Source organism: Terriglobales bacterium (genome assembly GCA_035487355.1).
Classification (GTDB): Bacteria; Acidobacteriota; Terriglobia; order Terriglobales; family Acidobacteriaceae; genus QIAW01.
The window spans coordinates 37,170-60,982 of the sequence record DATHMF010000068.1 but is presented as its reverse complement, the minus strand read 5'-3'; the positions used below and the strand labels follow the sequence as shown (position 1 = coordinate 60,982).

Below are 23,813 nucleotides of genomic sequence, written 5' to 3'. Positions count from 1 at the left end.
TTTATGTTGCTTTTGCTTTGGATTTGGACACTGCCTTGTGTGCCGGCGTCTTGGGGGTTACTCCAATAGAAGCAGCCGTATCTAGATCAACCTGCTGCCACTCACCAGAAACAATACCCATGCGGATTTGGGCCGGTGTCTTTTTCTGTTCGGTCATCTGGTAGCTGTAATAAAGCTCTTTCATACAAGCAACACAATTGCCGCCATGCTCCACCTCGAAGCAGCTATGCAGGCTCTTGTGGCCGTGGCCCCGGTCGCAGTAGCAATAGCAGGGTTGCTGATAAATCACCTGGGGGATCTTGGCCGCCAACTCATAGGCGTGCACCTGTACGGCCCTGTATTTCCTCTCCGGGAAGGAGAGGTTATCTGCCGACAAAATAGGCGGTATATTATCGCCTTTTGCGAAGCCCGTATCGTGATAAGCAGGCATATCCATTGGTTTTCCCAGCCATTGGGCAGGACTAGAAATGATTGCAGCAAGCGTAATACAGAGCACAGAAAGCAGACGTTTCATAGAAAATATGGCCTTGGCCTCAATGTCGGTTATTGTACTCTCTTTGGACGCAAAACACGTTCAAGGAGAGAGCATGATTTTGTCTCAGTATTTGTGCTTACAGACGGAATATCGAACCATGGCTAAGACAAAGCTGATTTGGACGTAAATCCTGAGAAGCATTAAAATTAGATTACGCTTAAAAGAGCTACATGAATCAAGAGCCCGATTCCAATATTCCCGCGGATCCCACTGAAGCTCCGGCTCCCCCTAAAACTGCATCCAAGGGTGCTTCTATTCCCTATGCACAGTTGCGTCTATGGCTTCGTGATCTTACGATCTCACTGATTCTGGCAGTCTTTGTAATTATTTTTCTCTATCAGCCGGTCAAAGTAGAAGGCACCAGCATGCTGCCGGAGCTGCAGGACCAGGAGCGTATTTTTATCAACAAATTTGTTTATCGGCTGGAGCCGATTGAGCGCGGCGATATTGTCGTATTCCATTATCCTCCTGATCCTTCCAAGAGTTTTATCAAGCGTGTGATTGGCGTGGCTGGTGATCGTATTCGTATTGTCGAGGGCGAAGTTTATTTGAACGGGCAGCCTTTGTCGGAAAGCTATGTCCCTGCGGAATATCACGACCGGCTTTCCATGCCGGAGCTTACCGTGCCCGCCGATTCCTATTTTGTGCTGGGAGATCACCGCAGCATGTCCAACGACAGCCGTGAGTTCGGCCCAGTCGAAGGACAGTACATTTACGGGAAGGCCGTATTTGTCTACTGGCCCATGGAAAAACTCGGCCGGGTGCGGTAGAAGAGCGCTTACGTCCCCTAATTTCGCGCGGATTGTTATAAATCAATCATTTAACTGCAAAAATACTTGTTCTCTCGACCCGCTTTGCTGCTAGTGTGTCCAGTGATGGATAAGAGCTAGGTTCGGTCAGTGTGCGTTCGGGAGGTTGGGAACCGGTTTGAATTGCCTGGGCCAGCATCTTGATTGCAAGCCCTGTATTTGCCGGCACAACGACGGTGGCAGAGAGCAATCCTTGCTGCACCCATGCTAGGCCGGTTTTAGGAATGCCATCGACGCCGGTGTAGGGCAGGCTTAGCCACCTTTTGCGTTCTTCGCCCGTGGTCAGTTCCTCGAACGCCTTCTTGGCGCCTGCGGCCATGGCGTCGTTCTGGCACCCGATCACGTCAATATGTGCCTTGCGGGAGGTTGAGAGACGCAGCCAGGCGCTGACCGCCTGGTTTGCGCTGAGTTCGGTCCACCGCCCTCGGATCATCCTCACGTCAACATTTTCAGGTTTGGTTTGAGACATGCCAATGGTTCGCTGCGTGGCAGGAAGGCTGTTGGATGGGCCCTGGATATACAGAACCGAGCCGCCTTTGGGCAGCAGTGCGCGAAACTGGTGTCCCTGAATGCGCCCAATCTCTTCATGGGCGGATGTAATTCCGAACACCGGAGCCCGATTGCTGATGCGTAGTTCTTTCGTGTAATCAACATCACAATTCAGCACCACCCACCCGATTCCGGCAGCCACGGCGGCGCGGGCGACTTGGGGCAGTCCGATCCCGCTCACAGGCTCAAACATAATTCCATCGGGCCGCGAGCCTAACGGAGCTTGAATAGCTTTCAGCAGTTGCTGGCTTTGATTAATAGCATCACTTTCTGCGTAGATGATCTGCAGACCCACGTTCAATTTTCGGGCCATCTCCTCCGCTGCAAGTGCTTGCTCTTGTTGATAGTCGTTGTCGGTGGTGATTAATGAGATCAGGAAATTGAGTTTCTTCATCGTGATTTTATTCGCAGAATCATACACTTGTAGATTCTCGCGCCTTTTTAGGGGGTAAGTCTCCGATGTCTGAGGGGCAAGGCTGACTAAGGGGGGCTAATAAACGAGTGAGTAACTTATTGAAACCCGGAATGGCGGGAAAGTCAAGGCCTATATTGATCCCAGCAGCCTTGGTTTTAGCTGTGGTATACTTCGCACAAAGCACCAAATTATTGGCGGGAAGTAGATGATGGCTCACAGCAGTGCTCGAAGTTCTTTGCGTTCGCTCCTCCTGATTTCATTTGTCATTTTGAGCTGTGGTTTTCTGGGGACCGTTTTTGGACAGAAAACCGGGGCAGATTCAGACCCATCGAACCCCTCTGAGCTGAATGACAGCCTGCGCGGCTTCGTGCAGGTATACAGCATCGTGGAGCTGAACTACGCTGACCCGGTAGATGCAGAAAAGGCCATTTATAACGGCGCTATCCCGGGAATGCTGCGGGTGCTTGATCCGCACTCTAATTTTTTTGATCCGAAAACCTTCTCTGAGATGCGCGAAGAGCAGAACGGCAAGTACTACGGCGTGGGCATGGAAGTGGGTCCGCGAAGCAACAAAATCATCGTATTTGCGACTTTTGTAGGAAGTCCAGCCTACCGCTCAGGCATCCGTCCGGGCGATGTACTTATTGCCATCAACGGCAAACCGACGGACAACATGAACACCGGGGATGTAGTTGGCCTGCTCAAAGGTCCCAAGGGCACCCAGGTGACGATCACCCTCCAGCGAGAGGGAGCAGACAAATTGCTGGATTTTAATGTTACCCGTGATGAGATTCCCCGCCACAGCGTGGATATCCATTTCCTGGTTCGTCCTGGCATCGGCTACATGCATATCTCCAATTTTCAATCAGAGAACACCGAACGGGAGACCACCCAGGCGCTGGAAGAGTTTGGCGACATCAAGGGATTGATTCTCGATCTGCGGCAGAATCCCGGCGGGCTGCTGAACCAGGGTGTGGGTGTTGCTGACAAATTCCTGCGCAAAGGACAAATCATCGTCTCGCACCACGGCCGCTCTTCACCCGAAGAAGTTTATCGTGCTGCTCATGGCAACGGTGGCAAAGAATATCCGCTGGTAGTGCTGGTCAATCGCGGCACCGCCTCAGCGGCTGAAATTGTTTCCGGAGCGATTCAGGACCATGACCGTGGACTGATTGCAGGTGAAACCACCTTCGGCAAAGGACTGGTGCAGACCGTGCATCAGCTTTCTGAGAATACTGCGCTCGCCCTGACCACGGCGAAGTACTACACCCCAAGCGGCCGGCTGATTCAGCGCGAATACAACGGTGTGTCGCTCTACGACTATTATTACAACCACGATAAAGACAGCAGCAACACCACCAACAAAGAAGTAAAACTCACTGACAGTGGACGTACGGTATACGGTGGCGGTGGGATAACTCCAGATGTAAAGATCGAGCTGCCTAAAACCACTCCATTCCAGGATGCTCTGTTGCAGCACTACGTCTTTTTTAACTTCGCCAAGCACTATCTGGCCGGGAAGCACATAACTCAGGACTTCCAGATCGATGACGTTGTCATGCAAGAGTTCCGCCACTTCCTCGATGATCAGAAGATATCCTTCAGCGAAGCCAACCTTCTGAGTGCACAGGATTGGGTCAAGGCGAACATCAAAAGTGAATTGTTCATCTTCGAATTTGGCCAGCAGGAAGGGCTGAAAGTGCAGGCACAGGATGATCCTGAGGTCCTTAGGGCGCTGGATCTGCTGCCCCAGGCCCGCGCGCTTGCAGAAAATGCCCACAAGATTATTGCTGAGCGCAACCGGCTTCGCGCTGCCCCAACAATAAATTAATTTTTCTCTACAAAAAATTTCTGTGTGCTGATCTTTTCTGGAAGAGTACGTCATAATTCTTCTGCAATGGAATCGGCATGCCGCCGACTGAGAATGTTATGGGCGCTGATAGTAACGACGAAGCCGTACAGAAGATACGCAAATTCGTCGAGAAATACTGCGAAAAGTCAGGCACCTATACACACCCAGATAACGAAGTGACCGAATCAGTTGTGCAGGGGCTGGCAAATCACCTTGTGACCCTGGGCAAACCTCTTTGTCCTTGTCGCTTTTACCCGAACAAGCAAGAGGAAGTAAAGCATCGCACATGGATCTGCGCCTGTGACGATATGCAGGTCTACAAATACTGTCATTGCCTGTTGTTCGTAAACCAACAGGGACTTCCTATCACTGAATATCTGCCCGAAGATCATGAGGGGCGGAAGACCTACGGAACAGTGAAAGACCCAACTCCAGAAAAAGGCCGGGCTCTCCGGCACAATGCAGAAGAACGCGAAGCCGACCGCAAACAGCGGCCGTCGTGATGAATTTTCTATTTTGATTGCAATGGTTCGTCGGAAAACTCTATCCAAATATCCGTCCCGCCGCTCTTGCTGTCGAGTTTTGCGCCGACTTTTCCCCAGGGGAAGGTGTTCTTTCCGCCAAGCTGCGAGGCCAGCTCTTGCTGGTATTCTGCTTCCCGCTGTCGTTCGCCCTCTTCTGACCAGGTGTCCCAGGTTTCATCCTTTTGGGCATAGGCAAAGCTGAGCATTTTGAGACTGTCATGCAAGAAAATAAGAAAGAGGCCAAGCCGCCGGTCGTCGGAGATCAATTCGCGTATCGAATAGCGCTGCCAGCCCTTATTGGCGCCTAGATTGTCCCGATTCAAGGAAGAAGTGGTAGCTATGAATTCTGCTTCCGGCATCAGGGGAGCAAGTTCAAGCGACAGATCGGGAAAGCGGACTCGGCCGGTTTCCGGACTGATGGTGAAAGGAGCTTTCATGGAACAAACAAGTCTATCGCAAAAAACGCGGCCATCGCGGGAGCCTATTTTCCCAGGTACTAAGAACTTTCTTGCACCGCTCTCCGCTTCAGGCTAACCTAGCCTCATAAATCCCATATGAAAACAAAAGTCTCGGTGATCATCCGCATTGCCCTGGTTCTGACCCTGGCACTGCTTTGCTCTTTACCGGCGTATTCTCAGTGCGGTTGGCAGCAACAAATCGTAAGTGCGATCAAGAGCCGCTTGCCGGGGGAGAAGGCATGCAGCGCCCTGGTTGGTCCTCCGCAAGAGATGTTTGGCGCCCTCAATGCCGTCGAGGCTGATGTGCTGGGCAGCAGGAGTGCGGTAGGTCCTTATGATCACGACTACTGGAAGTATCAGGAGTGGCTTGGTTCCTACGCGCGGCGCTTTGGCGCGTTTTCGGGAGGTTTTGAAAACGAGCAGAATGAACAGATCGTTATCGTGCGCGACAAGCTTCCAGACGCCTTTGCCACCGGCCGCAACGTTGTATTGACTTCGGGGCTGGTGGATTGGTTCACGCAACCTCAGCTCGCGCTCGAAAACCTCGGACTGACTCAGCAGCAGGCTACGGATTACCTGGCGCAGGTTGAGAAGAGCGATCCGCATGCGAATCCCGGCCCGGACGGACTGATTGCCATTACTGCGCTGGAAAGCGCTCACAACCTGCTCGGACACGCTGATGCGTTCCCGCTGGCCGAGGCATGCGACAGCTACATGAAGGACCAGAAACGCCAGCTCTACGACTACGAGAAAAACCTAGCCCTGGGCAAGAAGCCATCATGGTTCAGCCGGATTTTCAGCTCTGGTCCGTCCTACACGCCGCTCGCGGCCGATGAACGCCAGCAGCAGGTAGATGCTGACGCGCTGGGCAATTGGCTCTCCTGGAAGACGCAGAGCCCTTCGCTGGCGGACGCTCTGCACTGGATGTCGCTGGTACCCGAATCGAATTCCGTGCCCAAAGGCCCCAAGGAGAAGGTGAGAGTCGAGTACATCTCTTCGATGTTGTGCTCCGACCGTTACTCGCTGAAGTCGCGCGCGAATGCAGTGAATGGGTATGACCGGGGAAGCAGATGGGGACGCTGGGGTTCTTCGTTTGATCCTCCTGCTGCCGGAGTGGTCCCACCGGTTGATGAAGCTGTGAAGCGTTATCAGGACTTTCAAGCCTGGTATCCCACACATCGCTCTGATATTGACCGCATTGCAAGCGGCAAACTGACGGAAGAAGAAAAGGCAAGAATGGTCAACGTAGAACTCGAAGCCAAACCCGACAAGGCCGCCTTGCTGGTGGATGGCAAGGAATTACCCGAGCGCAAGCTGAAAACCACGCTTTCGATTGGGCCGCACACAATTGCCAGCAGCTACAACGGTGTGACCCGCGAGCAGCAGATCGTGATCTTTGAAGATGGCCCGACGAAGTTCAACGTCGAGGCGAAGTAGAGCAAGCACTCAGCATTCAGCACTCAGCCAAAGCTGGGGGGGTACCCTTGCTGGCTTGGGTCGTGAGAAAGCTCTTAGCCTTTAGCCAAAAACAGACTCATCATACATGACATAGGTTGGGGTACTCCCGGGCGCGTTTGAGTAATCTGCTATTTACTCTTCCGTTATATCTTGCCTCTTGCAACCTCGGTGGACTACCCCCCCACCCTTGTTCAGTAGGCGTCTTGAGGCTCTCGGCCTTTGTTCTCAATTGGTTATGCAAGAGGCTAAGTAGCCTCAATACACCAGTCAAGTAGCTTGTGCACTAGGGTCGAATAGTCATATATGCGTAAACTTACATCCGTAAAACAGGGGCGTGTGGCGAAGGACCGGGCTGGCACCTGGTGGGTGAGCAGCGGTCAGGTCCGCATCTGGTGCGAGTTTTCAAAGAACCTATGGGGCTTGTGCTAACCCTTGGCCCCGCATCCCTTGGGATGCTGGATACACCCCGGCTCGCCGGGGCAGACTTCCAGGGACAATGATAGGCGGGATTTTCTCAGGAGTGAAGAGTTTGATACCAGAATGGGACCAACAGTTATCTCTTTCGCCTTTCACAGCCAACCGATTCAGCCCACTGCCGTATCGGCCTGGCCAAAACTACGAGGTTGACACGAAACTAGTTTCCTAATACAGTATTTCTTTCATGCTTTCCGTGAGCCAGAAGCCGGTTACCTCGAAGCGGATGACAACAACAACATCCACAGGTACAGGCACATCCATGTGCTTCTGGCGAAAGGGTAAATAAGCAATAATCTAAAAGATTCCAAAAAAGCCCACCGCCAGAAGCAACTGACGGTGGGCTTTTAATTTTGTCGTGAAAAAGGTGCAGGGAAGATTAGATCAGTTTGAGATTGGACAAAGGCAGCCTTAAGGGTCATGAGAACAGAACATAAGAATTTCGGCACTATAGGGATTCCTCCACTGCGTGTCGGAATGACAAGAAGCCGGCTTTTTCCGCAACCTCAAGAGTTCCTGTACCTACAAGGATAATGATCAACGGAGTGTTATGAAGAAGACGTTAGTAATGAAATTTGGCGGTACTTCAGTGGGGAACGCAGCGCGGATCCTGAGTTCCGCCCACATCGTACAGGAAGCCGCTGCCAGAGATCGTATTGTGGTTGTTGTCTCAGCTCTCGCGGGTATTACGGACCGCATCCTGAACTGCGTCAAGGCCGCTGGCAGGGGAGAGCAGAGCACGGTTTCCAGCGCCCTGCAGGAGATTGAAGCCCGCCACGAAGAAGTTATTGCCTCACTTTTCAATCCAACCAATGCTCCGAAGGTGCGGGAGCAAGTTGGGGCCATCATTCGGCAACTGCATGATCTGTGCTTTGCCTTGGTGCAGCTCCGCTCCCTGACGGCGCAGCTACTGGACGTCGCTCTTCCTATGGGCGAGAAGCTATCTGCCCAGATATTTGCCGCCATTCTCGAGCAATCCGGTACTCCCAGCCGCTACGTTGATTCCACAGAAATTTTAGTTACGGACGATCACTTCGGTGACGCCTCGGCAGATCTCGACGCAACTCGCCCCAAGGCCCACGCTTTAATTTTTCCCTTATTGGAACAAGGACGTGTTCCTGTCGTCACCGGCTTCAGCGGCGCGACCAAGCAGGGCCAGCCCACCACGCTGGGCCGTGGCGGATCGGATTCTTCGGCCACCATCCTCGGCGCTGTTCTCGACAGCGATGAAGTTTGGATTTGGACCGACGTGGATGGCGTGCTCAGCGCCGATCCACGCATCTGTCCTGATGCTCGTGTCCTCCCTGAGATTAGTTTTACCGAAGCCATCGAACTTTCCTACTATGGCGCCAAGGTCATTCATCACAAAGCCATTCGTCCTACGATGGATAAAAAGATTCCTGTGTGGATCAAGAATTCCTTTCGCCCCGAGATTGCGGGGACCAAGGTTACCGGCGCTCCCAGCATCAACGGCATTCCCGTCAAAGCTGTGACTTCAGTTACCAAGGCGAGCCTGGTGACCCTGGTGGCCCAAAATGATATCTATGTCGCCGCCGATATTTTAGGCAGGATGTTTCTCCGCCTCGGCCACGACCATGTTGATATTCTGTTTTCCACTCAGTCTTCGGCAGAGAACTCATTGGGGTTGGTGGTGCGCGGAGAAGATACCGACCGGGTGACCGCCTCCATTGAAAGAATGTTTCGCACCGAACTGCGGCACGGCGTGCTTAAGTCCGTGGATGTCGAACGCGATCTGGCAGTCATTACCGTGCTGGGTGAGGCTATGAAGGGCAGCTACGGCGTCATCGGCAGAATCTTTAGCGCTGTAGGAGCACGCAAGGTGAGTGTGACCGCGGTTGCCCAGGGCGCCAGCGAATTGAGTATTTGCTTTGCGGTTGCTGCCGCCAGCGCGCCCGATGTGATTCAGGCGATTCACCAGGAATTTTTTCATTAGGAGGGTGTCGAGAGGATAGTTTCGCGATTTACGAAAACGCCGGGGCTAAAGCCCAACACTTCAAGGACCTTTACCCCGGCCTAAAGGCCGGGGCTCCCACCGCGCGCCGCAAAGCGGCGCAATTGGGAGATTACTAATATTGAGCTTTTGCGGCACGACTAAAGTCGTGCCCTGATACAAAGCAAAAGAACGTTGAGCGCACGGATGAAGAGGTACCGTGCCGTGACATAGGAAAGAAAAAAGATAATCAATGGCCAAGAAAACGGATATCGCCCTTCTGCGCTGCATGGGATGTGGATCTCTCGAATCCTCTCCCACCGCGGATTTCCGCTGCACCAAGTGCCGCGAACTGCTGGAAGCGGTCTATCCGGCATGGCAGAAACGCGGCAGCAAGCAGCCCAATCCGGTTGCGCTTAAGAACCTTTGGCAGCAGCGCCGTGGCACGCTCGATCCGCTCGACCAAAGTGGCGTGTGGCGTTTTCGCGAACTGCTGCCCATCCTCTCCGATCTTCGCAACGCTGTAACTCTGGCCGAAGGAAACACGCCACTCTATCGTCTTCAGCAGAGCGCTCGTCAGAGCGGAGTTGAGCAGCTCTACGTGAAGCATCTGGGCATGAATCCTACCGGCTCCTTCAAAGATACAGGGATGACGACCGTGATCTCGAAGGCGCGCGAGCTGGGCGTCAAGTGGGTGGCTTGCGCTTCTACCGGCAACACTTCTTCCTCAATGGCGGCCTACGCTGCCCGGGCTGGATTGAAATGCCTGGTGCTTGTCCCCCAAGACAAGATTTCCGTCGGCAAGCTCTCACAGACGCTCGAATACGGCGCCGTCGTCTGCCAGTTGCCCACCGATTTTGACGGCTGCCTGAGCATCTTGGGAGAAGTCGTGCAGCAGGCTTCTATTTATCTGGTGAACTCTGCCAACCCTTACCGTCTTGAAGGACAAAAAACTGCGGCCATCGAAATGCTCGAACAGCTAGGCTGGGCAGTGCCTGACCACGTGATTGTTCCTGGCGGCAATCTGGGTAACTCTTCCGCAATCGGGAAGGCCCTTCTGGAACTGCACGAGCTTGGATTCATCTCCAGCCTTCCCAAAGTTTCCGTGATTCAGGCCGAGGGTTCGCGCGCTTTGGTTCGCACCATGCGAGAGACCAACGGTGAATCCCTGGTCTCCGTCAAGGCTGAAACCCTGGCGACTGCCATTCGAATCGGCAGTCCGGTTTCATGGAGAAAAGCCGTAAATGTGCTGCGCTCAACCGGCGGAGCCTGCGAATATGTCAGCGAGCAGGAAATCGCCGCTGCCAAGGCGCAGCTCGGCGCCGAGGGCATTGGCTGCGAACCGGCGTCGGCTGTGACCCTGGCGGGTTTGTATAACCTGTGCAAGCAGGGTTTCATCAAGCCCAGCGAAACCGTGGTCATGATGCTTACTGGGCACGTTCTCAAAGATGCCGATTATGTCATCCGCTTTCACAGCGGCCAGTTGCTGCCTGAGGCCTCCGAAGCCATGAAGTCGTTTTGCAATCCTCCAATTAAAGCAGACGCCAATCCCAAATCGGTAATCGAAGTTCTGGAACGCTTCACCAACGAACGGACCGGAGCCCTGGTATGAAGACCGCAAGCATGAAAACCTCAGGTATGAAGAAACATCCCGCTCCGCTGAAGCTGGTGCTGCCCGCTACTTCCGCCAATTTAGGGCCGGCCTTTGATTCTGCCGCTCTGGCCTTGAAGCTCCACCTTAAGATTCAGGCCGCGGTCGCGCCGGAATTTTCCATCGTCGCTTCAGGACGCGACCGGGAAATTTGCGGAAGACTCGAACGCAATCTGATTCTGGAGACTTATAAAGACATTCTTTCCTCCGAGGGTAAGACTCCGTTTCCACTCGCCGTTACCGTGAACAACCAGATGCCCATCGGCAAGGGAACTGGCTCATCGGCGGCAGCGCGTCTTGCAGGTATCGCTCTCGCCATACATTTTGGCGATCTCGGTTGGTCCGCCAAGCGCCTTATGGAAGAAGCCGCCAGGCGCGAAGGGCACGCCGATAACGTCGCCGCCTGCTGGCTCGGCGGCTTTGCTGTCTCGCAATGGCAGAAAATGCCGCCCAGCCATACTCAAAACGGCGGCCCGCCTATGGTTGCGGTTCGTGATCTCGGCCTCTACGCCTGCAAGGTCAATATCAAAAAAGCATGGCCGCTTCTGCTGGTGGTACCGCGTCAAGCTCTCTCTACCGAAGAGTCTCGTCGCGTGCTCCCGGCAGGTTTTTCCCGTTTTCAAGCGGTGGCCAACATTCAATCGGCGATGCTGCTTGCGGCCGCCTTCGCGCAAGGCCGTGACGAACTGCTGACCTACGCTGTGCAAGACGAACTCCATCAACCCTATCGGGCCGCTTTGTGTCCTCTGTTGCCTGAGCTGCGCGAGCTCTCGGGGAAGAAGGGCATTCTCGGAGTCGCGCTCAGCGGCGCCGGTCCATCGGTGCTGTTGATCCTGGATCCAAGAGTTCCGGTGCGACAGACGGTGCAATTTGTCGCCAATCATCTCAAAAGTCACGGTCACGATGCCGAACTGATTCCGACTGAGATTGAAAGACGCGGCGCCGGAGAGACCATGAACCTGAATCGCTCCAATAGCCGTGTGCAAGGGGTGAAACGATGAACATCCGCATCGCCATCGTCGGCTATGGCAACGTAGGCCAGGCAACTGCCGCGAGCCTTCAAGCTAACGCCGAACAGATCAAGCAGCGTGCCGGAGTGGCATTGCAGGTGGTTGCCGTTTGCCGCCGCTCTCCTGTTCCCGCCAAGCAATTACCACCAGGCGTGCGTTACGTTAAAGACTGGAAGCAAATCGTCCGTGACCCGAACGTTGATCTTGTTGTCGAGACCATGGGAGGCACCGTTGCTGCGCGTGAGGTTGTCTTGGGCGCGTTGGAAAGCGGCAAGCCGGTCGTGACTGCGAACAAGAACCTGTTGGCCAAACATGGACACGAAATCCATGCGCTCGCCGCGCAAAAAAATATTCCGATTGGTATTGAGGCCGCGGTTGCGGGAGGCGTGCCTGTTGTCCGCGCCATCACCGATGGCATGACTGGAGACCGCCTGCAAGCGGTCTACGGCATCCTGAACGGCACCACGAATTACATCCTCACCCAGATGGAGCGCAACGGCCTCAGCTTTGATGAAGCTCTTCGTCAGGCGCAGGAGGCCGGCTACGCCGAGCCTGATCCCTCTTCTGACGTTGATGGTATTGATACCCGCGACAAGCTCTGCATCCTCGCACGCCTTGCCTTTCACGGCTGGCTCCCCGAGGACAAGATTCCCACGGACGGAATCCGCAGCGTCGCCGCCATAGATTTTTGTTACGCCCGCATGCTCAAAAGCACTATCCGTCTCATCGCTTACGCTGAGCTCAACCAGCATGGACTGGAAGTTTCAGTGCGTCCCTGGCTTGTGCACCGCCGCAGCATGATGGCCAAGGCCGAAGGCGTGAACAATGCGGTCTTTCTTGTGGGCGAACGCATCGGACGCCAGATGTTCTACGGCCCCGGCGCCGGCCCGCGCGCCACCAGCACCGCCGTCATATCCGATTTGGTGGAAATCAGCCGCAGCATGGCCAACGGAGTATTGCGTGGCAGGGAACTGCACGGCTTCCAGGAGATGAAGCCGCTTCCTCTGGCCAAAACTTTTAATCCGGCAAGTTGGTATCTGCGATTGACCGTGAAAGACCGCCCCGGAATTCTGGCGCACGTGGCGCAAATTATCTCCAAAGCGGGAATGAATATTGATGCGGTCCTGCAACAGCCGAATATGTCGAAAGAGGACCTTTCGTTTGTCATAACTGTGGAACCGACTCCGGAGCCGGAAATACGCAAAGTCGTCAAAGAAATTAACAAGCTCGATTTTCTGCTGCAGCCCGTGCTTTTGTTGCGTATAGCAAGCGAATAGAAATTGGTAGCTCGAAATTAGAAACTTGAAACTGAATTTAAGAGGTTGAATATATGAATGTAGCAATCATTGGGGTCACCGGCGCCGTCGGTACCGAACTTTTACACTGCCTGGAACGCCGCGATTTTCCGGTTTCCTGCCTCCGTCTTCTTGCGTCGAAGCGTTCTGCCGGAACGACTGTCCGCTTCCGCGGTGAAGAGCGAACCGTGGAAGAGCTGACCGAGCAATCCCTCAAGGGTGTCAAGATAGCCTTCTTCGCGGTTGATAACGAAACCGCGCGCACCTTCGTGCCGGTCGCGGTAAAACACGGAGCGGTTGTCATTGACAACTCCTCTGCCTACAGGCTCTCGCCTGACATTCCGCTGATCGTCCCTGAGATTAATCCGGACGCGGTGCGCCGCCACAAGGGACTGATTGCCAATCCCAATTGTTGCGCCATCATTGCCATTACGCCGCTGTGGCCGATCCACAAAAAATACAAAATTCGCCGGCTCATTATCAGTACCTACCAGGCTGCCTCCGGCGCCGGAGCGCCAGCGATGAATGAGTTGCGTGAATCCACCAGGGCCTTTTTGGCAGGCGAAGCTTTTACGCCCAAAGTTCTGCCCCATCCTTATGCATTCAATGTCTTCAATCATGACTCAGCCATTGATCTGGAAAGCGGCTACAACGGCGAAGAATTAAAAATAGTCTCTGAAACCAGGAAAATTTTTTCTGATCCCAACATCGCCATCTCGGCAACCTGCGTGCGCGTGCCGGTTCTTCGGGCGCATGCCGAATCTCTTACCTTCGAGTGTGCAAATCCGGTTTCACCGGGTGATGTCCGCGCGCTGCTGCAGAATGCTCCGGGTGTGAAAGTTGTGGATGACCGCCAGAAAAACTACTTCCCCATGCCGGTGGATGCCAGCAATCAGGATAAGATTCTCGTCGGCCGCATCCGGCAGGATACCAGCGATCCAAGCGGACGTTCGATCTCGATGTTTGTCGCCGGAGACCAGCTACTGAAAGGTGCTGCCCTTAACGCTGTTCAGATTGCAGAGCTGCTGTGCGAGCAGGAATCCCCGGTATTACAGGCGAGTAAATCTGCGTAGTGGGGATGCCGCGAGCTACCACTCAGGCAGTGACGAGGGCCATCACAAAGCCATCGTAGCCTTTGCTGCCCACCGTTTGAATTGCAGTGGCGCTCACGCGCGGCTCAGCGGCCAGCAGTTCATAGAATCGCCGTACCCCTTGGACGTCAGCATCACTGCTGCCGGCGTCAACCACTGCCCCCTTGCGCACGACGTTATCCCCAATAATCACGCTTCCCGGCCGAGAGAGCTTCATCGCCCATGGGAGGTAATCCGGATATCCCGACTTGTCGGCATCAATAAAAATCAGGTCAAATGGGCCCTCGTCAGCGATCTGCGGCAGCGTATCCAGCGCCCGCCCCACACGCACCTCAACCACGCTAGCCAGGCCGGCGCGGGCAATGTTGGCGCGCGCCACTTCGGCGTGCTTCGGACTGTATTCCAGTGTGATCAAGCGGCCGCCCGACGGTAGTGCCCGAGCCATCCAGATGGTGCTGTAACCGCCCAGCGTGCCTATCTCCAGGATTTTGCGTGCCCCAAGGCTTCGCGCCAGTATATGCAGCAGCTTGCCCTGAGTCGGCGAAACCTGAATCGTCGGCAGTCCAGCGGCAGCGCTTGCTGCAAGCGCTGCATCCAGCACTGGGTCAGAGGGCACCAGCAGATCGCTGATATAACGGTCAACTTCGGTCCATTGGTCTTGAATCTCAGTCTGAGTCTGGGTCTGTGTTGGAGTCATAAATTATTAGGATAAATGATCTTTGAGTGTTTTCCGATTCAGCATGTGCCAGGCTGATCACTTGGAACTTAAGGGTCGAAAGGTCCAGTACGTTTGGTTGTTCTGGAGCAGGGGTACCATGCCAACCCTCTTGTCAGGCGGCGCCCAATTGCTGATCAATTGAGAAATATCTGAAAGAATCGAGCGATTGTCGCCCAAATAAGAGTGTCCCACAAAGCTGGAGTCCACTGCTGATACGTCAATGGTATCCACATGCGGCACAATGGTTACCGTCGGGCCCGAATCCCCGACGCGGGGATAGGTATGAAACTTTCTTGACGCAATTAAAGCTCTGTCTCTCGAAGAAATATAGATGGTCACGTGATCGGCGACTGGAATAAAAGTCGCCGCGAGCTGCTTGAAAACACCGGCATCAATATCGGGCGCCGCCATGACAACCTGGTTGAATTTAGGCGGAGCTGCAGGTGGCGATTCCTGGGCCATCTGATTGAGCACTGTTACCAACGCCCTGTTTCCCATACTATGGGCAATCAGGTGGATGGTCGTCGCATGGGTTTGTGATACCAGTTCTTCGAGAAATGCTTTCAGGTGCAGTTCGGTCCATTCCACGGTTGCTTCATCGGCCGGGTAATCCAGCAATCTTCCAGCCGAGGGCCAGCTATAAACGATGGGTACACCTTCAAAACCTATGTCATTGGAGATCTGCGCCGTCCATCGGATCGCATCCTCGAATGTGTTGTGGAATCCGTGAATGAATACAAATACCTGCGGGCTCTTTGCAGTTGCAATCTGGGCCGCCAATTCGTCGAAAAACGTCTTATCTGCTTCGGGGGAACTGAAAGGGTTGACGCCCAGCAGAACTACGTCTCGCGAAGGATCTTCATGCCTCCATATTGAAGGTGATTCCAGCATACCCGGTTTGTGGTCCTGGGGAATGCTTACCTGGGCCAATCCAAAAGATAGAGGACCATCCTCGGCCCGTACGTTGCCGTAAAATAGCGAGGGCCTGCACAATCCCGTTACTTTGCGATCAGTCGCGTAAAAGATCCTGACAACAGCGTAGTTCGTTTTAGAAGCAGCAAGATGTGCTTCAGGTGGGGCGGATGTGCTTGCCGCTGGAGCAGGACTAGTCTCGGTAGAGCTGGGTTTCGGAGCGCCGGTCTGTGGGGGCGTGCTAAGGGTTGGAGGCGGAGGAGGACAGGGGAACTGCGCCAACCGTTCGGCGCAAGAGCACGTGAACAATGCCAACAGGACTACACATACGGCCAGCTTGGTTGATCTTAGAGTCACAGTTCTCTTCCTCATGGGAGCCTACTGGCTTACTTTCCTTCTACTGCTTTTGCAAATACGGAAAGACAAGAATACTCCACAACGGCTCCGGGACAAGGAACTTAACCGCAGAGGGCGCGGAGGAACGCAGAGGGGGCTTTGGCATCTGTTCCATCCGTATTCAAATTCTTCCGCGTCTCTCCGTGTACCTTTGTGGTTAAACCCCTGTTCTGCTAAAATCTATAAAATCCACGTCCTGGAGTTCGAATGCAAACAATCCTTGCGCTGGAAGACGGTAGGGTCTTCCACGGCAAAGGTTACGGCGCCAAAGCAGAATGCTACGGCGAAGTTGTTTTTAATACTTCCATCACCGGCTATCAGGAAATTTTCACAGATCCTTCCTATGCCGGGCAAATTGTAGTTCTCACCAATCCTCAGATCGGCAATTACGGGACGAATCCTGAAGACAACGAAGCCACGCGGCCTTATATCGAAGGCCTGATCGTGCGCGAGTTCTCGCCGGTGAGTTCCAACTGGCGCTCACAGCAAGTAGCCGATGAGTACCTGGAGCGTTTCAAGATTCCTGTCATTGCCGACATTGATACCCGCGCCCTGGTACGTCACCTGCGCGACCGCGGCGTCATGCGAGGCGTGATCTCGTCGCTCGAGACGGATGTCAGTAAATTGGTCGCTAAGGCGAACTCCATTCCCAAGATGGATGGCACCGACCTCGCCAAAGTCGTGACCACCAAACAGCGCTACGTGTGGGAGACCGGTGAACGTTCGCACGAGCCCACGGAAGTGGTCGGCGTGAAGGACGAACCGGCGCGTTTTCATGTGGTGGCTTACGACTACGGCATCAAGCACAACATTTTGCGCAAGCTCGCGTCAGAAGGCTGCCGCATCACGGTTGTGCCTGCGGAAACAAAATCAGAAGACGTGCTGGCGCTCAAGCCTGATGGAGTTTTTCTCTCTAACGGTCCCGGCGACCCGGAGCCTTGCACTTACGCGCAGGATAATATCCGCCGCCTGATGGGCCGCACTCCCGTCTTTGGCATCTGCCTGGGACATCAACTGATCGGCCTCGCACTCGGCGGCAAAACCTATAAGCTCAAGTTCGGACATCACGGCGGCAACCATCCGGTGAAGCAACTGCTGACCGGCAAAGTGGAGATCACCGCCCACAACCACAACTTCGCGGTTGATCCCGATTCGTTGCCGGAAAGCGAAGTGGAAAAAACCCATATTGACCTGAACGATGGCACGCTCGAGGGCCTGCGCCATCGCAATCTGCCGCTCTTCAGCGTGCAGTATCACCCGGAAGCTTCTCCTGGCCCGCACGACTCGTACTATCTGTTTAAAGATTTCATAAAAATGATGGAGGAGTTTCACGGCAGATGAGGCGGGGAATCATAGCGATAGTCTTGTTGATTCCACTTTCCGCCGTTGTTTTTGCCAGTTGCGTGCCCGCGCCGCCGGGGGAAATCGAGGCGGCACGCGGAGTGCTGGTCAATTTTTCTAACCAGCCGCTGGCCAGTGCTCAGATTAGATTTTTCGCCGCGACCCAGCGCCCCAACACACAGACGTGGCGCAGAACTGCTAGGGCCCTGATTTCTGTCTCTACCGACTCTCAGGGCGCATTTGATCTTTCAACCATTACACCAGGAACTTACTTTCTGGAAGTCAAGGCCCCGGGATTAGAGAGGACCTTGCTGGCAACGATCACTCCGCGCTCCAAAGACGCAAGTCACGAGATTCGGGTCAGATTGTTGGGAGTTGAGTGCAATGCTTTTGAGGTGACAAGGTTGTGAAAATGTACGGCTTTACAAGTCTGTGGAAAACGCGGATCGGACGCTTGACGATGATTCGGCAACTTTCGATGAAAGCATTGTTGATGATCATCACGCTCGCGATGGTCACACCTCTTCTCGCGCAAAACAGGAGCATTGGAATGCAAGAAGAAATATTAAAACTGGAAAAAGAGTTCGGGCAGGCGATGATCAAGAATGATGTGGAAGCAATCGGGCGAATCCTGGCTGACGACTGGATTATCATCGACCCCGATGGTGGTGTAATTGACAGATCGCGTTTCCTCAGCGTGATCAGGTCAGGAGCCTTGAGCCATGAAGCAATGGATTCCGATGACATTCGAGTTCGCATCTACGGGAATACGGCTACCGTCACCGCGCTGACGACCAGCAAAGGCAAATTCATGGGGCAAGAGTTCACCACGCAAGAACGGGCGACAGATGTTTTTGTGATGGAAAATGGGCGATGGCAGTGCGTGCTTTCACAGCTAACCCGGTTCACTAAGAAGTAAGGACCAGAGTCAAGCGGATGCAGCGCACTTGAGATGTTGGCGCAAGATTAAAAAGAAAAAGCTGAACGATAGAGCTGAAAAGACAAAACTAATATGCCACGGCGCACTGATTTATCGAAGATACTGATCATAGGCTCTGGGCCGATCATCATAGGCCAATCGGCCGAGTTCGACTATTCCGGCGCGCAAGCCTGCAAGGCGTTGAAGTCGGAAGGCTATGAAGTGGTGCTGGTGAACTCCAATCCGGCCACGATCATGACCGACCCGGAGATGGCCGACCGCACGTACATCGAGCCGCTGACCCGAACATATGTGGAAGAGATCATCCGCATCGAGTCGGAGATGTGTGGTGGCCATGGCTTTGCGTTGCTGCCCACCGTGGGCGGCCAGACCGCGCTGAACCTGGCGGTTGAACTCGACGATGCCGGTGTGCTGGAAAAATACAACATTGAGCTGATCGGCGCCAAGGTTCGTGCCATTAACAAGGCCGAGGACCGCCTCGTCTTCAAAGACGCCATGCAGAAGATCGGCCTCGACGTTCCCAAATCGGCACTGGTTAGCAATTTGAAAGACGGCTTGGATTTCAGCGGCAAGATTGGGTTCCCAGTCATTATTCGTCCTTCATTTACCCTGGGAGGCTCGGGCGGCGGCATCGCCTACAACCGCGAAGAGCTTTTGGAAATTGTTACGCGCGGGCTTGATCTTTCTCCAGTGCACCAGGTCTTGATTGAAGAATCGGTGCTGGGATGGAAGGAATATGAGCTCGAGGTGATGCGTGACCTGGCAGACAACGTTATTATCATCTGCTCCATTGAGAACTTCGATCCCATGGGGGTGCACACCGGCGACTCGATCACTGTTGCCCCAGCGCAAACGCTCACCGATCGCGAATATCAGGCGATGCGCGATGCCGCGATCAAGGTCATCCGCGAGATTGGGGTCGAGACCGGCGGTTCGAACATTCAGTTTGCGGTTCATCCTTCCACCGGACGCATGACCGTCATCGAGATGAACCCGCGCGTCTCGCGTTCTTCGGCGCTGGCCTCGAAGGCGACGGGCTTCCCCATCGCCAAGATCGCAGCCAAGCTGGCCGTGGGCTATAGGCTCGATGAGATAACCAACGACATTACGCGTAAGACTCCTGCGTGTTTCGAGCCGACGCTCGATTATGTGGTGGTAAAAATCCCCAAGTGGCAGTTCGAGAAATTTCCCGGGACCGACGAGAGCCTGGGACCGCAGATGAAATCCGTGGGCGAAGTCATGGCCATCGGACGGACTTTCAAAGAAGCACTGATGAAGGGCTTGCGGTCGCTTGAAAGCGGCAAGCGTTCCGGGGTGCACAAAATCGAGCCACGTATTCTCACACAGAGGTTGGTCACGCCGCATCCGGAGCGCCTGGAATATATTCGCTATGCATTACGCCAGGGCTTTACTGTGAAAGAGCTGGCCAAGATGACCGGCATTGATCCGTGGTTTCTCTATCAGCTCAAGGAAATTACCGACATGCAGTTGGAACTGGAGAAGCATCCTATCGAATCTGTGCCTGAGGCGGTGGTGCGGCAGGCAAAGCGCATGGGAATCTCTGATCCCAATCTGGCGGAGACCTGGCGGATAACCAACGAAAAGGGTTCAGCCGAAAAAATCCGGCACCTGCGAAAGAAATACGGCATCACGCCGGTCTACAAGCACGTGGATACCTGCGCCGCCGAATTCGAGAGCTTCACCCCCTATTTGTATTCGACCTACGAGACGGAAGACGAAGCCAAGCCCACATCCAAAAAGAAGGTCATCATTCTGGGAAGCGGGCCCAACCGCATTGGGCAGGGAATTGAGTTCGATTATTGCTGCTGCCACGCGGCCTTCGCCCTGCGCGAAGATGGTTACGAGACCATCATGGTCAACTGCAATCCGGAGACGGTTTCCACGGATTACGATACCAGCGACCGCCTCTACTTTGAGCCGCTGACGCTGGAAGATGTATTGGCCGTATATGAGCACGAAGCTGCAAGCGGCGCATGGATCGGAGTCAACGTGCAGTTTGGCGGGCAGACGCCGCTCAACCTCGCGCTGCCCCTGAAAGCAGCAGGCGTACCCATCATCGGGACTTCACCGGAATCCATTGACCTGGCAGAAGACCGCAAACGCTTTGGCAAGCTGCTGGAAGATCTGGATATTCCGCAGCCGCCGGGAGCGATGGCTACCAGCGTAGAAGAGGCAGTCGCAGGGGCGCGTAAGGTCCAGTTTCCCGTTCTGGTACGCCCTTCCTACGTGCTCGGCGGGCGCGCTATGGTGATTGCTTATGACGAAGACACGGTCATCCGCTACATGAAAGAGGCGGTGGAGTATTCGCAGGAGCGCCCGGTGCTGGTGGACCACTTCCTGGAAGACGCAATCGAAGTTGATGTGGATGCGCTCTCCGACGGCGAAGACGTGGTGATTGCCGGGATCATGCAACACATTGAAGAGGCCGGCATCCACTCAGGAGATTCTTCGTGCGTGCTTCCCACAGTGAGCATTGCCCCGCATCTGCTCGATACCATGCGCGACTACACATTCAAGCTGGCACGCGCCCTGAAGGTGATTGGGCTGATGAATATCCAGTTTGCGATTCAACGCGATGCGGTTTATGTAATCGAGGTCAATCCGCGAGCATCGCGCACCGTGCCCTACGTATCCAAAGCCACAGGCGTGCCACTGGCCAAGATTGCTGCACGCATGATGACGGGGCGCAAGCTGCGCGAGTTCCTGCCGGAAAATATCAAGCACAGGTCCGATTTGGGAACGGGAAGCTGCTATTATGTGAAGTCGCCGGTGTTTCCGTGGAACAAATTTCCGGGAGTGGATACCGTCCTCGGTCCAGAGATGAAATCCACGGGCGAGGTCATGGGAGTCGCCGATAATTTCGGCGAAGCCTTCGCCAAAGCCCAACTTGCCGCCGGGCAAACTTTGCCGCGCAGCGGAACGGTCTTCGTGAGCGTGAACGAGCGCGACAAACCTCATGTCATGGATATGGCCAGACGATTTTTCGAGCTGGGATTCAAGCTGGTGGCAACCCACGGCACCGCAGAGATTCTGGAGAATGCCGGCCTCATTGTAGACCGCGTGTATAAGGTCAAGGAGGGAAGGCCGAACGTCGTGGACCTTATCAAAGGCGACCGAATTCACCTCATTATCAATACACCCTACGGTCCAGATCCGTGGTTCGATGAGAAAGCCATTCGCCGCGCAGCCGTAACGCATCGCATCCCGACCATCACTACGCTGGCTGCAGCTCTGGCCGCTGCCGATGGAATTGCCTCTTTGCAACAAGGGCAGATCAGTGTACGCGCGTTGCAGCATCTGCAGGCCGAACGGCTGGTTGCGGGACACTGAGTTAGGAGTTAGGAGCAAAGACCATGTTTATTACACCGCCGGAAAAGACCTATACCTATTCAACGGGTTGGAAGGTAATCGCATGGATGCCGCTGGTAGCGGTGGGCTTGATCGCTGCCGCCGGCGTGGCACCTGATTTCCAGAATCTGTTGCAGCCGGGCTGGATCATCGCGCTCGCGGCAACTGCGGCGCTCTCGGTTTTCTGGTGGTTGTATCTCTCACGCAGTCTTATTTCCGTTCACAATGAGGGAATTACGCGCTCCGGTCTGTTCGGAGCGAAGGACATTCGCTGGGATCAAATCCAGGAGACTCGGTATGCACAAACCACCACGGCCCAGAGCGTGGGCGTGCATTTTGGTTTGATCGGAATTCTGATTGCGGCCGCCGCCAGCCGTAAATCCGATGCCTCTAAGGCAACACAAAATCTGAAGGTGGTTTCCCAGGATGGGACGGCCATCAGTGTCGGTAATTTTATTCAAAATCACCGTGAGCTGATGCTGACGATTCTTGGGCGGGTGAATCTGCGCTTGCTGAACGACTTTCGCTCGCGCATCAAGCAGGGCATTCCTGTGGAGTTCGGCAAGCTACAACTTTCAATGGAAGGCGTGCGCTGGGGCAGCAAAGGCCCGTTGCCTTACCAGCAAATTGAGACGACCGGCGTCTTTGGGTCGAGCTTTCGCATCAAATCTGCCGGTAAATGGATGAGTTTTCTTTCAGTCCGGACCTCCAAGGTGCCGAATTTGTTTGTCGCTATAGACCTGATTGATGAGTTCAAGAACGGCAGCACGAAATCTCAGGTGCAACAACTTTCTTTTGCTCTAGCCATATAAATGCAACGCAGGAACTTTCTCAAGACAATCGCCGGAGCGGCCGGAGCCTCGATAACGGCGCCGTATTTAAATTTTTCACAATTCCAGCTTTTTGCGGATTCCACAGAAAATTACTCTACCCGTTGTATTGACCTAGTTCATCGCTCCCTGGTGATTGATATGCTCAGCCAGTTTAAGCTGGGCGCTTTTCCGGATGTCATCCCTGATAAAAATAAGCCTACGGCGACCTGGTGGTCGCATCCGGAGACGTTTACTGCGGCCGACCTTGCGCGCTACAAGGAATCCTCCATCAACGTCTTTCACATTGGTTGGGGTACAGGACAGCTACAGCCTTATGAAGACGCAAAGAAAGTCCTGTCAGCATGGGATGGGTTCATCACCCACTTCAGCCACGACTTTCTGCGGGTAGCACGCGTAGACGATTTTGCGCACCTGAAGCGCGAAAACAAGATCGGCATCATTTTGGGATTTCAGGGTGCTGATCATTTCCGCAAAACGGAAGACATCGCGGAATTCTATGCCCTGGGCCAGCGCGTCTCGCAGCTCACCTATAACGTGCGCAACGCGATTGGCAGCGGATACCAGGACGTGGATACGGGGCTTACCCCGTTCGGCATTGACGTGGTGGCAAGCATGAACCGGACTGGCATGGCGATTGATCTCTCGCACTGCGGACCGCACACGTCGCTCGATACCTACCGGCTCTCGACGCGTCCCGTGCTGGTGACCCATGCCAATTGCCGTGCGTTGGATCCTCACCCCCGCAATAAGACCGATGAGGCCATCAAGAAATTGGCGGCCACCGGAGGCGTGATAGGCATCACCGGCGTACGCCAACTGGTGCGCGCCAGCGAGCCGATGACAATCGAAAACGTTCTCGACCACTTTGACCACGTCGCTCGACTCGTAGGCGTGGAGCACGTAGGCGTAGGCAGCGATATTGACCTCGACGGCTATGACAAGCTTCCGCCCGGGCTTAAAAGGAAGATGTTGACTGGCTACAAGAATGATCAGACTTTTCACGGAGAGATTGAGGGCTTGAACCATCCTAAGCGTATGTTTGATTTGACTGAGGGGCTGATTCGGCGCAAATACTCCGACGCAGACATTGGGAAAATTCTAGGCGGAAATTTTGCCCGGGCGCTGGGGCAAATTTGGATGTAGGTGATTTTCGATTTACGATTGACGATTTATGATTTAGGAAAGTTTTATTAAATCGTCAATCTGAAATCGTAAATCGTAAATTAGATTAA

The 23,813-nt window shown here is 54.3% G+C and carries 20 protein-coding genes; 15 read left to right on the top strand and 5 right to left on the bottom strand.

All coding sequences use genetic code 11. The features are described 5' to 3' along the window. Window position 1: 1 nt before the first annotated feature. Entirely contained in the window at window positions 2–514 is a 513-nt protein-coding gene (locus VK738_12755) for a CYCXC family (seleno)protein (protein HTD23520.1), read from the bottom strand. 191 nt (window positions 515–705) lie between these two features. Here VK738_12755 and lepB point away from each other — a divergent pair, with 191 nt between their 5' ends. Next, window positions 706–1,305 (top strand): signal peptidase I, encoded by a 600-nt coding sequence (gene lepB, locus VK738_12750; protein ID HTD23519.1) that lies wholly within the window; start codon window positions 706–708, stop codon window positions 1,303–1,305. A gap of 46 nt (window positions 1,306–1,351) precedes the next feature. On the opposite strand, the gene VK738_12745 is transcribed toward lepB, so the two are convergent. Next, the gene (locus VK738_12745; GenBank protein HTD23518.1) at window positions 1,352–2,287 is read right to left on the bottom strand and encodes a sugar ABC transporter substrate-binding protein; all 936 of its coding nucleotides are present in this window, start codon (window positions 2,285–2,287) and stop codon (window positions 1,352–1,354) included. 256 nt (window positions 2,288–2,543) lie between these two features. Here VK738_12745 and VK738_12740 point away from each other — a divergent pair, with 256 nt between their 5' ends. Together VK738_12740 and VK738_12735 are read left to right on the top strand one after the other, a co-directional pair. Further along, entirely contained in the window at window positions 2,544–4,139 is a 1,596-nt protein-coding gene (locus tag VK738_12740) for a S41 family peptidase (protein HTD23517.1), read from the top strand. Between the two features lie 98 nt (window positions 4,140–4,237). Then, window positions 4,238–4,663, top strand: a complete 426-nt coding sequence (locus tag VK738_12735) for a ferredoxin-thioredoxin reductase catalytic domain-containing protein (GenBank protein HTD23516.1) — start codon at window positions 4,238–4,240, stop codon at window positions 4,661–4,663. 8 nt (window positions 4,664–4,671) lie between these two features. Here the strand turns inward: VK738_12735 and VK738_12730 are convergent, their stop codons facing one another. Beyond that, window positions 4,672–5,121 carry a hypothetical protein gene (locus VK738_12730; GenBank protein HTD23515.1) on the bottom strand — a complete coding sequence of 150 codons (450 nt, stop codon included), beginning with the start codon at window positions 5,119–5,121 and terminating at the stop codon, window positions 4,672–4,674. 117 nt (window positions 5,122–5,238) lie between these two features. Here VK738_12730 and VK738_12725 point away from each other — a divergent pair, with 117 nt between their 5' ends. The 6 genes from VK738_12725 to VK738_12700 all read left to right on the top strand — a co-directional run bounded on the left by VK738_12725 (window position 5,239) and on the right by VK738_12700 (window position 14,054). Further along, complete coding sequence (locus tag VK738_12725) at window positions 5,239–6,579, top strand: hypothetical protein (protein HTD23514.1); 1,341 nt, start codon at window positions 5,239–5,241, stop codon at window positions 6,577–6,579. Between the two features lie 1,045 nt (window positions 6,580–7,624). Further along, a complete protein-coding gene (locus tag VK738_12720; protein HTD23513.1) occupies window positions 7,625–9,028 on the top strand; it encodes an aspartate kinase in 1,404 nt (467 codons plus the stop codon). A gap of 250 nt (window positions 9,029–9,278) precedes the next feature. After that, complete coding sequence (thrC, locus tag VK738_12715; protein ID HTD23512.1) at window positions 9,279–10,637, top strand: threonine synthase; 1,359 nt, start codon at window positions 9,279–9,281, stop codon at window positions 10,635–10,637. Window positions 10,638–10,648: 11 nt separating this feature from the next. Continuing rightward, complete coding sequence (gene thrB, locus VK738_12710; protein ID HTD23511.1) at window positions 10,649–11,677, top strand: homoserine kinase; 1,029 nt, start codon at window positions 10,649–10,651, stop codon at window positions 11,675–11,677. After that, window positions 11,674–12,963, top strand: coding sequence for a homoserine dehydrogenase (locus tag VK738_12705; protein ID HTD23510.1), 1,290 nt, complete (start codon window positions 11,674–11,676; stop codon window positions 12,961–12,963). Before thrB ends, VK738_12705 begins: the two co-directional genes overlap by 4 nt. A gap of 53 nt (window positions 12,964–13,016) precedes the next feature. Continuing rightward, complete coding sequence (locus VK738_12700; GenBank protein HTD23509.1) at window positions 13,017–14,054, top strand: aspartate-semialdehyde dehydrogenase; 1,038 nt, start codon at window positions 13,017–13,019, stop codon at window positions 14,052–14,054. Between the two features lie 22 nt (window positions 14,055–14,076). Here the strand turns inward: VK738_12700 and VK738_12695 are convergent, their stop codons facing one another. Continuing rightward, window positions 14,077–14,769, bottom strand: a complete 693-nt coding sequence (locus VK738_12695) for an O-methyltransferase (GenBank protein ID HTD23508.1) — start codon at window positions 14,767–14,769, stop codon at window positions 14,077–14,079. 57 nt (window positions 14,770–14,826) lie between these two features. After that, window positions 14,827–16,074 carry an alpha/beta hydrolase gene (locus VK738_12690; protein HTD23507.1) on the bottom strand — a complete coding sequence of 416 codons (1,248 nt, stop codon included), beginning with the start codon at window positions 16,072–16,074 and terminating at the stop codon, window positions 14,827–14,829. A gap of 231 nt (window positions 16,075–16,305) precedes the next feature. Here VK738_12690 and carA point away from each other — a divergent pair, with 231 nt between their 5' ends. From carA to VK738_12660, 6 genes are all read left to right on the top strand, one after another. Then, window positions 16,306–17,439 carry a glutamine-hydrolyzing carbamoyl-phosphate synthase small subunit gene (gene carA / locus VK738_12685; GenBank protein ID HTD23506.1) on the top strand — a complete coding sequence of 378 codons (1,134 nt, stop codon included), beginning with the start codon at window positions 16,306–16,308 and terminating at the stop codon, window positions 17,437–17,439. Next, window positions 17,436–17,849: a carboxypeptidase-like regulatory domain-containing protein gene (locus tag VK738_12680; GenBank protein ID HTD23505.1), complete on the top strand. Its 414-nt coding sequence runs from the start codon at window positions 17,436–17,438 to the stop codon at window positions 17,847–17,849. The genes carA and VK738_12680 overlap by 4 nt, the downstream gene beginning before the upstream one ends. 2 nt (window positions 17,850–17,851) lie before the next feature. Next, a complete protein-coding gene (locus tag VK738_12675) occupies window positions 17,852–18,358 on the top strand; it encodes a nuclear transport factor 2 family protein (protein ID HTD23504.1) in 507 nt (168 codons plus the stop codon). A gap of 93 nt (window positions 18,359–18,451) precedes the next feature. Next, the gene (gene carB / locus VK738_12670) at window positions 18,452–21,730 is read left to right on the top strand and encodes a carbamoyl-phosphate synthase large subunit (GenBank protein ID HTD23503.1); all 3,279 of its coding nucleotides are present in this window, start codon (window positions 18,452–18,454) and stop codon (window positions 21,728–21,730) included. A 23-nt stretch (window positions 21,731–21,753) separates the two neighbouring features. After that, the gene (locus VK738_12665) at window positions 21,754–22,560 is read left to right on the top strand and encodes a DUF6585 family protein (protein ID HTD23502.1); all 807 of its coding nucleotides are present in this window, start codon (window positions 21,754–21,756) and stop codon (window positions 22,558–22,560) included. Then, entirely contained in the window at window positions 22,561–23,724 is a 1,164-nt protein-coding gene (locus tag VK738_12660; protein ID HTD23501.1) for a membrane dipeptidase, read from the top strand. Window positions 23,725–23,813 lie beyond the last annotated feature (89 nt).

What these genes read in the sequence shown, in the direction of transcription:
- VK738_12755 (HTD23520.1), bottom strand. Translation starts at nt 514, where the DNA reads ATGAAACGTCTGCTTTCTGTGCTCTGTATTACGCTTGCTGCAATCATT.
- lepB (HTD23519.1), top strand. Translation starts at nt 706, where the DNA reads ATGAATCAAGAGCCCGATTCCAATATTCCCGCGGATCCCACTGAAGCT.
- VK738_12745 (HTD23518.1), bottom strand. Translation starts at nt 2,287, where the DNA reads ATGAAGAAACTCAATTTCCTGATCTCATTAATCACCACCGACAACGAC.
- VK738_12735 (HTD23516.1), top strand. Translation starts at nt 4,238, where the DNA reads ATGGGCGCTGATAGTAACGACGAAGCCGTACAGAAGATACGCAAATTC.
- VK738_12730 (HTD23515.1), bottom strand. Translation starts at nt 5,121, where the DNA reads ATGAAAGCTCCTTTCACCATCAGTCCGGAAACCGGCCGAGTCCGCTTT.
- VK738_12725 (HTD23514.1), top strand. Translation starts at nt 5,239, where the DNA reads ATGAAAACAAAAGTCTCGGTGATCATCCGCATTGCCCTGGTTCTGACC.
- VK738_12720 (HTD23513.1), top strand. Translation starts at nt 7,625, where the DNA reads ATGAAGAAGACGTTAGTAATGAAATTTGGCGGTACTTCAGTGGGGAAC.
- thrC (HTD23512.1), top strand. Translation starts at nt 9,279, where the DNA reads ATGGCCAAGAAAACGGATATCGCCCTTCTGCGCTGCATGGGATGTGGA.
- thrB (HTD23511.1), top strand. Translation starts at nt 10,649, where the DNA reads ATGAAAACCTCAGGTATGAAGAAACATCCCGCTCCGCTGAAGCTGGTG.
- VK738_12705 (HTD23510.1), top strand. Translation starts at nt 11,674, where the DNA reads ATGAACATCCGCATCGCCATCGTCGGCTATGGCAACGTAGGCCAGGCA.
- VK738_12700 (HTD23509.1), top strand. Translation starts at nt 13,017, where the DNA reads ATGAATGTAGCAATCATTGGGGTCACCGGCGCCGTCGGTACCGAACTT.
- VK738_12695 (HTD23508.1), bottom strand. Translation starts at nt 14,769, where the DNA reads ATGACTCCAACACAGACCCAGACTCAGACTGAGATTCAAGACCAATGG.
- VK738_12690 (HTD23507.1), bottom strand. Translation starts at nt 16,074, where the DNA reads ATGAGGAAGAGAACTGTGACTCTAAGATCAACCAAGCTGGCCGTATGT.
- carA (HTD23506.1), top strand. Translation starts at nt 16,306, where the DNA reads ATGCAAACAATCCTTGCGCTGGAAGACGGTAGGGTCTTCCACGGCAAA.
- VK738_12680 (HTD23505.1), top strand. Translation starts at nt 17,436, where the DNA reads ATGAGGCGGGGAATCATAGCGATAGTCTTGTTGATTCCACTTTCCGCC.
- VK738_12675 (HTD23504.1), top strand. Translation starts at nt 17,852, where the DNA reads ATGTACGGCTTTACAAGTCTGTGGAAAACGCGGATCGGACGCTTGACG.
- carB (HTD23503.1), top strand. Translation starts at nt 18,452, where the DNA reads ATGCCACGGCGCACTGATTTATCGAAGATACTGATCATAGGCTCTGGG.
- VK738_12665 (HTD23502.1), top strand. Translation starts at nt 21,754, where the DNA reads ATGTTTATTACACCGCCGGAAAAGACCTATACCTATTCAACGGGTTGG.
- VK738_12660 (HTD23501.1), top strand. Translation starts at nt 22,561, where the DNA reads ATGCAACGCAGGAACTTTCTCAAGACAATCGCCGGAGCGGCCGGAGCC.